Origin of the sequence: Streptomyces sp. NPDC045470 (genome assembly GCF_040646595.1) — a bacterium.
Taxonomy (GTDB): Bacteria; Actinomycetota; Actinomycetes; order Streptomycetales; family Streptomycetaceae; genus Streptomyces.
In genome coordinates this window covers 116,484-129,021 of record NZ_JBEZAN010000001.1, presented here as the reverse complement: position 1 = coordinate 129,021, position 12,538 = coordinate 116,484, and the positions used below count along the sequence as shown (strand labels likewise).

Below are 12,538 nucleotides of genomic sequence, written 5' to 3'. Positions count from 1 at the left end.
AGAGAGCACGACGACAGCCATGGCTGAGGCTCAGACAATCCCGGCGGGGTCCACGACCACCGGTTCGATCGCGGTGGCCGCCGAGTCCACCGTCGCCACCCGGATGAGCGCGCCGCCGTCCTACGACGTGGCGGACTTCCCGGTGCCGCACGGCCGCGAGGAGGAGTGGCGCTTCACCCCCCTCGCGCGCCTGAAGGGCCTGCACGACGGCACCGCCGTCGCGTCCGGCGCCGACCTGAAGATCGACATCACGGCGCCCGAGGGCGTCACCCACGAGCTCGTCGAGCGCGACGACCCGCGGGTCGGCAAGGCCGGCAAGCCCGTCGACCGGGTCGCCGCCCAGGCGTACAGCTCCTTCGAGAAGGCGTCCGTCATCACGGTGCCCAAGGAGACGGTGCTCACCGAGCCGATCCGCATCGCGGTGCACGGCGAGGGCGGTACGGCCTTCGGCCACCAGGTGATCGAGCTGGGCGCGTTCGCCGAGGCCGTCGTCGTCATCGACCACACCGGCGACGCGACGCTCGCCGCCAACGTCGACTACCTCATCGGCGACGGCGCCAAGCTGACCGTCGTCTCCGTGCAGGACTGGGACGACACCGCCGTCCACGTCGGCCAGCACAACGCGCTGGTCGGCCGGGACGCCGGCTTCAAGTCCGTGGTCGTCACCTTCGGCGGCGACGTGGTCCGGCTGCACCCGCGCGTCACCTACGCGGCCCCCGGCGGTGAGGCCGAGTTCTACGGCCTGTACTTCACCGACAACGGCCAGCACCAGGAGCACCGCCTCTTCGTCGACCACGAGGCGCAGAACTGCCGCTCCAACGTCGTCTACAAGGGCGCCCTCCAGGGCCAGGACGCGCACGCCGTCTGGATCGGCGACGTACTCATCCGGGCCGCCGCCACCGGCACGGACACCTACGAGCTCAACCGCAACCTCGTGCTCACCGACGGCGCGCGGGTCGACTCGGTGCCCAACCTGGAGATCGAGACCGGCGAGATCGTCGGCGCCGGCCACGCCTCGGCGACCGGCCGTTTCGACGACGAGCAGCTGTTCTACCTGATGGCCCGCGGCATCCCGGCCGACGAGGCCCGCCGGCTGGTCGTCCGCGGCTTCTTCACCGAACTCGTCCAGCAGATCGGCCTGCCGGACGTCGAGGAGCGCCTGATCGCCAAGATCGAGGCCGAGCTGGAAGCGTCCGTGGCATGAGCCCGGCCTACGTACGCGCCTGCGGGCTGGCCGAGCTGGAGGAGGACAGCCCCAAGCGCGTCGAGATCGACGGCGTGCCGGTCTCCCTCGTCCGTACCGAGGGGGAGGTGTTCGCGATCAACGACATCTGCTCGCACGCGAACGTCTCCCTGTCCGAGGGCGAGGTGGACGACTGCGCGATCGAGTGCTGGCTGCACGGCTCCAGCTTCGACCTGCGCACCGGCAAGCCGTCCGGGCTCCCCGCCACGCAGCCCGTCCCCGTATACCCCGTAAAGATCGAAGGAGAAGGCGCGGACGCTTCCGTGCTCGTCTCCGTCACCCAGGAGTCCTGAGTCCCCATGGCAACGCTTGAGATCCACGACCTGCACGTCTCCGTCGAGGCCGAAGGCGGCCCGCGCGAGATCCTGAAGGGCGTCGACCTGACCGTGAAGCAGGGCGAGACGCACGCCATCATGGGCCCCAACGGCTCCGGCAAGTCCACCCTCGCCTACTCGCTGGCGGGTCACCCCAAGTACACGATCACCGGCGGCACCGTCACCCTCGACGGCGAGGACGTCCTGGAGATGTCCGTCGACGAGCGCGCCCGCGCCGGCGTCTTCCTCGCCATGCAGTACCCGGTCGAGGTCCCCGGCGTCTCGGTCTCCAACTTCCTGCGTACGTCGGCCACCGCCATCCGCGGCGAGGCCCCGAAGCTGCGTACGTGGGTCAAGGAGGTCAAGGAGGCCATGGAGCGGCTGTCCATGGACCCGGCCTTCGCCGAGCGCAACGTCAACGAGGGCTTCTCCGGCGGTGAGAAGAAGCGCCACGAGATCCTCCAGCTGGAGCTGCTCAAGCCGAAGATCGCGATCCTCGACGAGACCGACTCCGGCCTGGACGTCGACGCGCTGCGCGTCGTCTCCGAGGGCGTCAACCGCGTCCGCGAGTCCGGTGACGTGGGCACCCTGCTGATCACCCACTACACCCGGATTCTCCGGTACATCAAGCCCGACCACGTCCACGTCTTCGCCAACGGCCGGATCGCCGAGTCCGGCGGCCCGGAGCTGGCGGACAAGCTGGAGGCCGAGGGCTACGAGGAGTACGTGAAGGGTGGCGCAACCGCGTGACAAAGCTGCCGGGCCTCCTCGACACAGAGGCGATCCGCAAGGACTTCCCCATCCTGGACCGACAGATCCATGACGGGAAGAAGGTCGTGTACCTGGACAACGCGGCCACCTCCCAGAAGCCCCGTCAGGTGCTCGACGCGCTGAACGGGTACTACGAGCGCTACAACGCCAACGTCCACCGCGGCGTGCACGTGCTCGCCGAGGAGGCCACGGCGCTGTACGAGGGCGCGCGCGACAAGGTCGCCGCCTTCGTCAACGCGCCCAGCCGCGACGAGGTGATCTTCACCAAGAACGCTTCGGAGTCGCTCAACCTCGTGGCCAACATGCTCGGCTGGGCGGACGAGCCGTACCGGGTCGATCACGACACCGAGATCGTCATCACCGAGATGGAGCACCACTCCAACATCGTGCCGTGGCAACTGCTCTCGCAGCGCACCGGCGCGAAGCTGAAGTGGTTCGGGCTGACCGACGACGGCCGGCTCGACCTGGACACGATCGACGAGGTCATCACCGACCGTACGAAGATCGTCTCCTTCACGCTCGTCTCCAACCTGCTGGGCACCGTCAACCCGGTCGAGGCGATCATCCGCCGCGCCCAGGAGGTCGGCGCGCTGGTCTGCATCGACGCCTCGCAGGCCGCCCCGCACATGGTGCTGGACGTCCAGGCCCTCCAGGCCGACTTCGTGGCCTTCACCGGCCACAAGATGTGCGGCCCGACCGGCATCGGCGTCCTGTGGGGCCGTCAGGAACTCCTGGAGGACCTGCCCCCGTTCCTCGGCGGCGGCGAAATGATCGAGACGGTGTCCATGCACTCCTCGACCTACGCCCCCGCGCCCCACAAGTTCGAGGCGGGCACGCCCCCGATCGCGCAGGCCGTCGGCCTCGGCGCGGCCGTGGACTACCTCTCCTCGATCGGCATGGAGAACATCGCCGCGCACGAGCACGCGATCACCGAGTACGCCGTCCGGCGGCTGCTGGAGGTCCCGGACCTGCGCATCATCGGCCCCGCCACGGCCGAGGACCGCGGCGCGACGATCTCCTTCACGCTCGGTGACATCCACCCGCACGACGTGGGCCAGGTTCTCGACGAGCAGGGCATCGCGGTCCGGGTCGGCCACCACTGCGCGCGGCCGGTCTGCCTGCGGTACGGAATTCCCGCGACCACGCGAGCGTCTTTCTACCTGTACTCCACTCCGGCCGAGGTCGACGCCCTCGTCGAGGGGCTGGAGCACGTCCGCAACTTCTTCGGATGAGGACGAGGACTGACTGAGCCGTGAAGCTGGATTCCATGTACCAGGACGTCATCCTGGACCACTACAAGCACCCGCACGGGCGCGGTCTTCGGGACGGCGACGCCGAGGTGCACCACGTCAACCCGACTTGCGGTGACGAGATCACCCTGCGCGTACGGCTCGACGGTGCGACCGTGGAAGACGTGTCGTACGAGGGCCAGGGCTGCTCCATCAGCCAGGCCAGCGCGTCCGTGCTCAACGACCTGCTGGTCGGCAAGGAGCTGGGCGAGGCGCAGAAGATCCAGGAGACCTTCCTGGAACTGATGCAGTCCCGCGGCCAGCTGGAGCCGGACGACGCGATGGAGGAGGTGCTGGAGGACGCCGTCGCGTTCGCCGGCGTCTCGAAGTACCCGGCCCGCGTCAAGTGCGCCCTGCTGAGCTGGATGGCTTGGAAGGACGCCACCGCCAAGGCCCTCTCCGAGGAGGCGAAAACCGCATGACCGACAACGCAGTGACCACCAAGCCGGCCTCGGAGGAAGAGGTCCGCGAGGCCCTCTACGACGTCGTCGACCCCGAGCTGGGCATCGACGTCGTCAACCTGGGCCTGATCTACGGCATCCACGTGGACGACGCCAACATCGCCACCATCGACATGACGCTCACCTCGGCGGCCTGCCCGCTGACCGACGTCATCGAGGACCAGGCGAAGTCCGCCACGGACGGCATCGTCAACGAACTGAAGATCAACTGGGTCTGGATGCCGCCGTGGGGCCCGGACAAGATCACCGATGACGGACGTGAGCAGCTCAGGGCACTGGGGTTCAACGTCTGATCGGAACGCGATCTGTTTTCGCGGCTGTGCCCGCCGGAGTACTTCCGGCGGGCACAGCCGTTTGCACGTCTACTTGCGCGCCGCCCGGAAGACCTCGGTCACCTGTACAGCCGTGACGATGTTGATACAGCCGGTCTGGTTGGGATGCGCGGGAGTTCCCCACCTGATCGTCCGACCTCCTGACACGGCCACGTCCGCCCGGCGACCTTGCGGACGTGGCCCTCTCTGAGGACGAGGAAGAAGTGATGTGCTCGATGGTCGGCTGTGGTTCGTGCGCCGGAGGCGACGGGGGCAGGCGTCGGTCATGTGGGCAAGGCCGGTTACGCCCGCGCACCATCCGCCCACTCCTGTGAGGGATCGGCGGCCCCCGCCCCTGACGGACACCATGGGATCAAGGCGAACAAGCCGTGCGTACGCCGGCATCAGGGAGGAACCATGCAGGACGTCCAGGAAGCCGCCGAGTACGAATCCCCGGAAGTCGTGGAGGTCGGCGACTTCACCGAACTCACCCTCGGTCACGGAACCTATGGCAGCGACGGCAACGGCGGCCATCTGACCCCCTGGTGGTGAGCCTGCCCTACCGGGCGCGCCCATCAGCGCCACAGCGCCCCCGCACCGGCATCTGCGGTTGGCGAAGCGCGCCTCGGTGATTGCGCCGACCCCCTGACACGGCCATGTCCGCCCGGCACACTGGCGGGCATGGCCGTTTCTCTGTATCAGCTCTCCATCGACGCGCACGATCTGAAGGGGCTCGCCACCTTCTGGGCCCAGGTGCTGGACTGGCGCATCATCCACGAGGACGAGGAAGAAGTGATCATCGCGGTGGACGAGCACGCGCTGCCGGGCATCGGCTTCCTCGCCGTACCGGAGGCGAAGGCGGGAAAGAACCGGCTGCACATCGAGCTGTCGCCGGACGACCAGGCCGCCGAGGTCGAACGGATCATCGGGCTCGGGGCGCGCCGGGTGGACGTGGGGCAGGGGGAGGATGTGTCGTGGGTGGTGCTGGCAGATCCTGAGGGGAACGAATTCTGCGTGCTGCGGCCGAAGAAGTCGTTGCTGGACTGACCGACGTCACCTACCCGCCGGAGCCGGCTGCCCCGACGAGCGGCGCGAGGACCGACCGGGCATGTGTCCACAGCAGTGCCCCGCCGATTCCCGGCACGACATGACGATGCGCACCAGGGACACGGGCAGCGAGCAGGGCTCCGTTGTCGGGTGAGTGGCTGGTGTCCTGCTCGCCGTACCAGATGTCGACCGGGACACGGATCTTGTCGAGGGCGAAGGGCCACCGTCCCATCGCCAGGACCGTGTCGCGGGCGTAACCGGCAGGGCCTTGAGCGAATGCCTCGTCCAAGGCCCTGCGGTAGCCGGCCGCGAAACCGGGGTCCTGGTACACGGCAAGGTCGGACTCCGGGCTTTTGGCCATGACCATGTCCCACATCGCATCCGCGGTGAAGGTCGCGAACAGCTCTTCGGCACCGGCCGGATCGTGCGCGGTCCGCTCGACGAGACCGCGCAGGTCCGGTTTCAGAACGGAAGCGAATTGCGGCGCGGCAACCTCGTCCGCGCCGGAGACGACCGCCAGTGCCGAGGCGACCCCCGCCGCGGCGCAGGCGAGAGCGAAGGGTGCGCCTTGGGAGTTCCCGACCATGGCGGGGCGCCCCAGCCCTCGCAGCAGACAGAGGTGCCGCAGGTCTTCGGCGAACGCGGAGAAGGTCCGCCCGGGGGCGGGCGTCGAGACGCCGAGCCCCGGACGGTCCACGGAGACGAGGCGCACGCCGAGCGACTCGACAACGTCTGCGCCGAAGCCGAGCCACCGGCTCGTGGCCGCCCCCGGGCACAGCAGGACGGGCACTCCGTCCGGCGGCCCCCACTCGGCCCAGCCGAGTAGCCGCCCGTCAGGCAGAGCGCTCTCGCCCAGCCGGTCAGGTGCATCGACATACGTAGACATGATCAACATCATGGGCGGGAGCGGGGCGCTCCGCACCCGAGTTTCGCCAAGCCGTGCCGGAGACGCCGGCGCGGAGGGGTGTGATCCGGTTGTGTACGACCGTACGCATCCTTGTGTACGCTCGTACATATGGTGTATGTGACGCTTGCCGCGGCGATCATCTCCGAGATCCTGGCGACGACCTCGATGAAGTACAGCGACGGCTTCAGCAAGCTGTGGCCCTCGCTCGGCACGGTGCTGGGATACGTCATCGCCTTCGTGCTGCTCGCGAAGACGCTGAAGACGATGGACGTCGGGACGGCGTACGCGATCTGGTCCGGGGCCGGGACGGCTGTCGTCGCGGCGATCGGGATGGTGTTTCTGGGGGAGGCGGCGACGGCGGCGCGGATCATCGGGGTGGTGCTGGTGATCGCGGGGGTCGTCGTGCTGAATCTGGGCGGGACGCACTGATGCCGCGCCGTTACGACCCGGACCGGCCGCAGCGGATCATCGACGCGGCGATCCGTGTGGTGGGCGAGCGGGGCATCGCCGGGCTCAGTCACCGCGCGGTGGCGGCCGAGGCGGACGTACCGCTGGGGTCCACGACGTACCACTTCGCCTCGCTGGACGACCTGTTGACGGCGGCGTTGCGGCAGGTCAACGGGGAGTGGCTGACCGGGATCGAGGTGTGGGTGCGGGGTGTGGATCCCGCGGCCCCGCTCGCGGACGAGGTGACGCGGCTGGTCGAGGAGTGGCTGGGCGGGGGTGAAGGCGGAAGCGGCGACCGGGCGCGGGTGGAGCTGGAATACGAGCTGTATCTCGCGGCGCTGCGGCACGAGGCGGTGCGTCCGCTCGCGGCCGAGTGTCTCGATGCCATGGTCGAGCTGCTGGAGCGGCGGACCGGCGACAAGGGGACGGCGCGGGCGCTGGTCGGGCTGATCGACGGGCTGATGTTGCAACATCTGCTGACGGGGCGGACGTTCGACCGGGCGGAGGTGCGGGATGCGGTGGCGAGGGTGATCGGGTGAGGTGAGGTGCCGGTGGCGTGCCGTGGCTTGCGGTGGCTTCCGGTGGTCGCGCGCGGGGCGCCGTTCGATCACCAGCCAACTTGTGGCGTGTGTCCGTTCCCGTGTAGATCTTGTTCGTTAATGATCACCTGGGGTGTTCGTGCGGCGTTCCGCGCCCGTAGCCACCCGGCGGTACGAGGCGAGCGAACACACGTGAAGAGAAAGACCCGGGGCGCGGGCGCGCAGGCGGACGGTACCGAGAACTCGTACACCGGGCCGGCCTGGCGGGACCGGGCCGGGCGGGCCGCGCGGCGGCGGAAGCGGATACGTACCGGCGTGGCGGTGGTGATCGTCGCCGCTGGGGTGGTGACGCTCGCCGTGAACCCCGGTGACATGCGGTCGAAGCTGCCCGGCCTGGCCGGTGGTGACGCCGTGGCCAAACCCTTGCCGGCCGAGACCGCTGCACCCGGCTCCGCACCCGCCGACGAGACGTTCCCCGCCGCCCCCACCCTGAAAGAACCCTTCGCCGGCTCGCCCGCCCTGCGCTACGCGGACGGCGCCGCCGGCCTCGTCCCGCCGGAGGCCAAGGCCGTGGGGCGACTGTCGAAGGACGAGGTGGCGGACGTCCTGCGCAAGGCCAGGGACCTGCTCGTCGACGCCAACCTGAACCCGCGCACGCTCCGCGGCGAGCGGCCCGCGGCGGCGCTGGACCTTGTCGACCCGCTCCAGCCGGGAACGCGACAGGACCTGGAAGCCTGGCTGGCGAAGCCGGGCCGCGAGCACGACCCGTTGCAACTGTTCACCCGCTTCGACCCGCGCGAGGCGCGGCCCGCCGGCGACGTCGTCAAGACGCGGGGGCGGATGACGTTCAAGGAGGGGCAGGACGGCGCACTGGTGATCCACTCCGACTACACCTTCGTCTACCCGGTCGTACGGGCCGCCCAGGGCGCCTCCGAGGTGACCCGTACGGTGGTCCGCCGGGTGGTGGACTTCGAGGTCAACGACCCGGAACGTTTCCGGGCGACGCCGGGCAAACTGGCCCTGACCAGGTACAACTCCGACTTCGGCAATACCGCCTGCGAGGTGTACGACGGATTCCTGCACCCCCGGTTCGCGGACGGCCGATCAGGGCCCATGACGTCGGGGCCGGAGGTCGATCCGTACGACCGCAGCAAGGAGCTGAGCGAGGACGAGGCGGGCCACTGCGGCACGGTGAGCCGGATCTAGGTGCCGGGTCGGGGGCAGGGCTGGTGCCGAGTCGGGGGGTGGGGCTGGTGTCGGCCTGGCCCGGGGCGGGGCTGGCGCCGGGGCGGGGCCGGGGGCGGTTCCGGGTGTGGGGCCGGGGCCTGGCCTGATCCCGCGTCGCGCCCCCCGGGACCGGTTCGCCTCCACCGCCCCCCTCCGGTTAGGTTTTCGACATGACCGATGCTGCTACCTCCACCCCCGCCACCGGCGCCGTCGCCGCCGGGCTCGCCACCGTCACCACCGACGGCACCGTCCTCGACACCTGGTTCCCCGCTCCCGAGCTGGTCGCCGACCCCGGCCCCGCCGGGACCGAGCGGCTGACCGACGAGCGCGCCGTCGAGCTGCTCGGCGAGGCCGCGCCGAAGGCGGTCGGCCCGGACCCGCGCCGTGGTGTCGAGGTCGTGGCCGTCCGTACGGTCATCTCCTCGCTGGACGACAAGCCGCTGGACGCGCACGACGTGTACCTGCGCCTGCACCTGCTCAGCCACCGGCTGGTCAAGCCGCACGGCCAGAGCCTGGAGGGCATGTTCGGCCTGCTGGCCAACGTCGCCTGGACCTCGATCGGCCCGGTGCCCGTCGACAAGCTGGAGACCGCGCGCCTGAACGCCCGCGCCGAGGGCCTGCACCTCCAGGTCACCAGCGTGGACAAGTTCCCGCGGATGACGGACTACGTCATGCCGGCGGGCGTACGGATCGCCGACGCGGACCGCGTGCGGCTGGGCGCGCACCTCGCCGCCGGCACCACCGTCATGCACGAGGGTTTCGTCAACTTCAACGCGGGCACCCTCGGCACCTCGATGGTCGAGGGCCGTATCTCCGCGGGCGTCCTCATCGGCGACGGCTCGGACATCGGCGGCGGCGCCTCCACCATGGGCACCCTGTCCGGCGGCGGCAAGCAGATCATCTCGATCGGCGAGCGCTGCCTGCTCGGCGCCGAGTCCGGCATCGGCATCGCGCTGGGCGACGAGTGCGTGGTCGAGGCCGGCCTGTACGTGACCGCGGGCACCCGTGTCACCATGCCCGACGGCCAGATCGTCAAGGCCGCCGAACTCTCCGGCGCCGACAACATCCTCTTCCGCCGCAACTCCACCACCGGCACCGTCGAGGCCCGCCCCAACAAGGCCAACTGGGGCGGCCTGAACGACGTGCTGCACAGCCACAACTGAGCACGCGCGCCGCACACGGCACAGACCGCGGCCCGGTGGGAATCCCCGCCGGGCCGCGGTCGTGTGCGGTGGGTGCTGTGGCCGGTATCGGACGGTGCCAAGCGGGGCGTCCCTGGGTCACCATGGCGGGACGGTGTTCGACGGACCGGCCGTACGTACCGTCCTTGGAGGCGTCATGAGGCTGGGTAAAGCGCTTGCTGTCGGTTTCGCGGAGGAGAGCGAGGAGTGCGCGGAGGGCGTGCCGTGCGCGGAGGAGACGGCCGGGGCGACCGCGCTTCCTGACGAGGTGGTGGCCGACGGCGTGCCGGAGCGGGACCCGGTGCCGGCCGGGCGATGAGGCTGCGGCTGCCGGAGGAGCGGCCTGCGACGCCGCCCGCGGGGTTCAAGCTCGCGCATCCGGTGATTTCGCACGACGGGATGCGGGCCGGGTTCGCCGGGGTTTCGCTCGGTGGTGCGTTGCCGTACGGGTTCGTGGACGAGGCTCGCTGTGTGTACGGGCGGCGTCATCGCTGCCCGGCCCTGCGCTGTGATTGTGGGTTCTACTGCTTGCATACGTTCGATCAGGCGCTGGCCTTGGCGTGTGCCGGTGAGCACCGGAGAGCGGTGCTGCTGGAGGTCACCGTGCTCGGGGCGTACATCCGTTTCGAGCGCGGGATGCGGTACGAGCGGCAGCGGGTGCGGGTGGCGCGGGTCGGCGCGTGTGCGTGCGGCCGGATGCCGTGCGCGTTCGCGGATGCCGGGTGGGGGCGTACGGGCTGGCGGGTGCTGACGGCCGTCTGCGCGGAGTGCGCCGCCCGGCGTGGGCGTACGGCGTTCGCGTCGTGGACGGCGGTGAGCTTCGCGGAGTTCGTACGGTGCGGGGGCGGGCCGCTGCGGATCGTTGCGGGTGGGGAGCCGGGGGAGCCGGGGGAGCCGGAGGGCAAGGAGGAGGCGGTGTCCGAGGTGCGGTCGGTGCCCGAGCTGGCTGCTGAGGCTTCGCTCATGCAGGCCCGGCTCGACTGGTTGCAGCGGGAGCTGGCGCGGTTCACCGGCGGCGGCAGGGTTTCGTGACCGTATCCGTACCGTACGGAGACGGAGGCCGGTCGGGCGCCGTCTAGGCTGACGCGTATGCGCGATCTTGTGGCGGGAACGGGGTACCTGGGGAAAGGGCAGCGCTGGGTTGCCCGGCACGGCCGGTGGTGGGGGTTCGGGATGATTCCCGCGCTCATCGCCCTCGTGCTGTACGCGGGGGCGCTGGTCGCGCTGGCCTTCTTCGCGGGTGACCTCGCGGCCTGGGCGACGCCCTTCGCCGACGGCTGGGGATCGCCCTGGCAGGGGCTGCTGCGCGGGCTGTTCGTCGCGCTGCTGTTCGCGGGCGGTCTGCTGCTGTCCGTACTGACCTTCACCGCCGTCACGCTGCTGATCGGCGACCCGTTCTACGAGTCGCTGTCGGAGAAGGTGGAGGAGAGCGAGGGCGGCTGCCCGCCGGGTACCGGACTGTCGTTGTGGCGGGAGCTGTGGATCTCGCTCAGGGACAGTGTGCATGTGTTGGTGCGGGCTGCCGGGTTCGGGCTGCTTTTCTTTGTGCTGGGGTTCGTGCCGGTCGTTGGGCAGACCGTGGTGCCGGCGATCGGTTTCTGTGTGTCGGGGTTCTTCCTGACGGTGGAGCTGACCTCGGTGGCGATGCAGCGGCGCGGTATCCCGGTGCGGGAGCGCCTGCGGATGCTGCGCGGCCGTAAGGGGCTCGCCGTCGGGTTCGGCACTCCGCTGGTGCTGCTGTTCCTGGTGCCGTTCGTGGCCGTGTTCCTGATGCCGGGGGCGGTGGCGGGGGCGACGCTTCTGGTCCGTGATCTCTCAGGTGAGGATGGGGACGAGGGGGAAGCGGAGGAGGCTACTGCTGCGCCGTCTTCAGGGCCGTCGCCAGCTCGCTGGTGATTGCGGGGCCTGCTGCCAGAAGGGGTGCGCGGACCGGTCCGGAGGGTAGTCCGAGCACGTTCAGCAGGGCCTTGGCGGTGACCGCGCCGGGGTGTTCCGTCCCCGTCATCGCTTCGACGAGCGGTACGAGGCGGAGGTAGCGGCGCGTGGCCTCGGCCGGGTCGCCCGCGTCGTACGCGTCGAGGACGGCCCGTACCTCCCGCGGCGCGGCGTTGGCCACCGTGCTGACGCAGCCGACGGCGCCCATCGCGCGCAGGGGGAGGGTCTGCTCGTCGCAGCCCGCGTAGTAGGCCAGGCCGGTCGAGGCCAGTATCTTCGCGGTCTTCATGAGGTCGTACGCGCAGTCCTTGACACCCTCGATGCGTGGATGCTCCGCGAGCCGTTGGAGGATGTCGGCGGTGAGTGCGGTACCGGTGCCGGTGCGGCCGGGGATGTCGTAGAGCATCACGGGGAGGTCGGTGGCGTCCGCGACCGTACGCAAGTGGTGGGCGACGGCTTCCCGGCCGGGGCGTGAGTAGGCAGGGGCGGCGACGAGCAGGCCGTGGGCGTCGGCCCGTACCGCGGCGCGGGCCAGTTCGACGGTGTGCCGGGTGTCGCTGGTGCCGACCCCGGCGGTGATCCGCGCCCGGTCGCCGACCGCCTCGGCGACGGCCCTGATCAGGGCCTCCTTCTCGGCGTCGGTGGTGGTGGGGGACTCGCCGGTGGTGCCGCTGAGGACGAGGCCGTCGCAGCCCTCGCCGACGAGGTGGACGGCGAGGCGCTGGGCACCGTCGAGGTCCAGGCCGCCGTCGGCGCGGAACGGGGTGATCATGGCGGCGGTGGTGCGGCCGAAGGGCGGTGGGGACGGGACGCTGCTCGTCGAGATCATGGAGCGGAGTCTGACCCCACCGTAGTCTTCAGGTCTA

17 protein-coding genes are annotated in these 12,538 nt (G+C 70.3%); 15 read left to right on the top strand and 2 right to left on the bottom strand.

From position 1 onward, the window contains the following. Nucleotides 1-19 precede the first annotated feature (19 nt). The 8 genes from sufD to AB0A97_RS00605 all read left to right on the top strand — a co-directional run bounded on the left by sufD (nucleotide 20) and on the right by AB0A97_RS00605 (nucleotide 5,436). Complete coding sequence (gene sufD, locus AB0A97_RS00640; protein WP_361142473.1) at nucleotides 20-1,204, top strand: Fe-S cluster assembly protein SufD; 1,185 nt, start codon at nucleotides 20-22, stop codon at nucleotides 1,202-1,204. Beyond that, the gene (locus AB0A97_RS00635; RefSeq protein ID WP_125056971.1) at nucleotides 1,201-1,536 is read left to right on the top strand and encodes a non-heme iron oxygenase ferredoxin subunit; all 336 of its coding nucleotides are present in this window, start codon (nucleotides 1,201-1,203) and stop codon (nucleotides 1,534-1,536) included. Before sufD ends, AB0A97_RS00635 begins: the two co-directional genes overlap by 4 nt. Nucleotides 1,537-1,542: 6 nt before the next feature. After that, nucleotides 1,543-2,307: a Fe-S cluster assembly ATPase SufC gene (gene sufC, locus AB0A97_RS00630; protein WP_361142469.1), complete on the top strand. Its 765-nt coding sequence runs from the start codon at nucleotides 1,543-1,545 to the stop codon at nucleotides 2,305-2,307. Continuing rightward, nucleotides 2,304-3,560, top strand: a complete 1,257-nt coding sequence (locus AB0A97_RS00625; protein ID WP_361142466.1) for a cysteine desulfurase — start codon at nucleotides 2,304-2,306, stop codon at nucleotides 3,558-3,560. Before sufC ends, AB0A97_RS00625 begins: the two co-directional genes overlap by 4 nt. 20 nt (nucleotides 3,561-3,580) lie before the next feature. Continuing rightward, a complete protein-coding gene (sufU, locus tag AB0A97_RS00620) occupies nucleotides 3,581-4,039 on the top strand; it encodes a Fe-S cluster assembly sulfur transfer protein SufU (RefSeq protein ID WP_030021264.1) in 459 nt (152 codons plus the stop codon). Beyond that, entirely contained in the window at nucleotides 4,036-4,371 is a 336-nt protein-coding gene (locus tag AB0A97_RS00615) for a metal-sulfur cluster assembly factor (RefSeq protein ID WP_030021265.1), read from the top strand. Before sufU ends, AB0A97_RS00615 begins: the two co-directional genes overlap by 4 nt. Before the next feature lie 435 nt (nucleotides 4,372-4,806). After that, nucleotides 4,807-4,941, top strand: a complete 135-nt coding sequence (locus tag AB0A97_RS00610) for a lasso RiPP family leader peptide-containing protein (protein ID WP_361142462.1) — start codon at nucleotides 4,807-4,809, stop codon at nucleotides 4,939-4,941. Between the two features lie 129 nt (nucleotides 4,942-5,070). Further along, nucleotides 5,071-5,436 (top strand): VOC family protein, encoded by a 366-nt coding sequence (locus tag AB0A97_RS00605; RefSeq protein ID WP_361142459.1) that lies wholly within the window; start codon nucleotides 5,071-5,073, stop codon nucleotides 5,434-5,436. 10 nt (nucleotides 5,437-5,446) lie between these two features. Here AB0A97_RS00605 and AB0A97_RS00600 read toward each other — a convergent pair whose 3' ends face one another. Further along, nucleotides 5,447-6,322, bottom strand: coding sequence for an alpha/beta hydrolase (locus tag AB0A97_RS00600; protein ID WP_361142457.1), 876 nt, complete (start codon nucleotides 6,320-6,322; stop codon nucleotides 5,447-5,449). A gap of 129 nt (nucleotides 6,323-6,451) precedes the next feature. On the opposite strand from AB0A97_RS00600, the gene AB0A97_RS00595 reads away from it, so the two are divergent. The 7 genes from AB0A97_RS00595 to AB0A97_RS00565 all read left to right on the top strand — a co-directional run bounded on the left by AB0A97_RS00595 (nucleotide 6,452) and on the right by AB0A97_RS00565 (nucleotide 11,633). Beyond that, nucleotides 6,452-6,772, top strand: coding sequence for a multidrug efflux SMR transporter (locus AB0A97_RS00595; RefSeq protein ID WP_361142455.1), 321 nt, complete (start codon nucleotides 6,452-6,454; stop codon nucleotides 6,770-6,772). Beyond that, the gene (locus tag AB0A97_RS00590) at nucleotides 6,772-7,329 is read left to right on the top strand and encodes a TetR family transcriptional regulator (protein WP_361142453.1); all 558 of its coding nucleotides are present in this window, start codon (nucleotides 6,772-6,774) and stop codon (nucleotides 7,327-7,329) included. The genes AB0A97_RS00595 and AB0A97_RS00590 overlap by 1 nt, the downstream gene beginning before the upstream one ends. A 192-nt stretch (nucleotides 7,330-7,521) precedes the next feature. Continuing rightward, the gene (locus AB0A97_RS00585; protein ID WP_361142450.1) at nucleotides 7,522-8,535 is read left to right on the top strand and encodes a hypothetical protein; all 1,014 of its coding nucleotides are present in this window, start codon (nucleotides 7,522-7,524) and stop codon (nucleotides 8,533-8,535) included. A gap of 191 nt (nucleotides 8,536-8,726) precedes the next feature. Then, nucleotides 8,727-9,719 (top strand): 2,3,4,5-tetrahydropyridine-2,6-dicarboxylate N-succinyltransferase, encoded by a 993-nt coding sequence (gene dapD / locus AB0A97_RS00580; RefSeq protein WP_361142447.1) that lies wholly within the window; start codon nucleotides 8,727-8,729, stop codon nucleotides 9,717-9,719. A 175-nt stretch (nucleotides 9,720-9,894) separates the two neighbouring features. Continuing rightward, the gene (locus AB0A97_RS00575; RefSeq protein WP_361142444.1) at nucleotides 9,895-10,056 is read left to right on the top strand and encodes a hypothetical protein; all 162 of its coding nucleotides are present in this window, start codon (nucleotides 9,895-9,897) and stop codon (nucleotides 10,054-10,056) included. Between the two features lie 209 nt (nucleotides 10,057-10,265). After that, nucleotides 10,266-10,769, top strand: coding sequence for a hypothetical protein (locus tag AB0A97_RS00570; RefSeq protein WP_361142441.1), 504 nt, complete (start codon nucleotides 10,266-10,268; stop codon nucleotides 10,767-10,769). A 57-nt stretch (nucleotides 10,770-10,826) separates the two neighbouring features. After that, nucleotides 10,827-11,633, top strand: coding sequence for an EI24 domain-containing protein (locus AB0A97_RS00565; RefSeq protein ID WP_361142438.1), 807 nt, complete (start codon nucleotides 10,827-10,829; stop codon nucleotides 11,631-11,633). Here AB0A97_RS00565 and dapA read toward each other — a convergent pair. Continuing rightward, on the bottom strand, nucleotides 11,590-12,501 hold the full coding sequence (dapA, locus tag AB0A97_RS00560; protein ID WP_361142435.1) for a 4-hydroxy-tetrahydrodipicolinate synthase: 912 nt from the start codon (nucleotides 12,499-12,501) through the stop codon (nucleotides 11,590-11,592). The two genes, AB0A97_RS00565 and dapA, sit on opposite strands and share 44 nt — an antisense overlap. Between the last annotated feature and the right edge of the window lie 37 nt (nucleotides 12,502-12,538).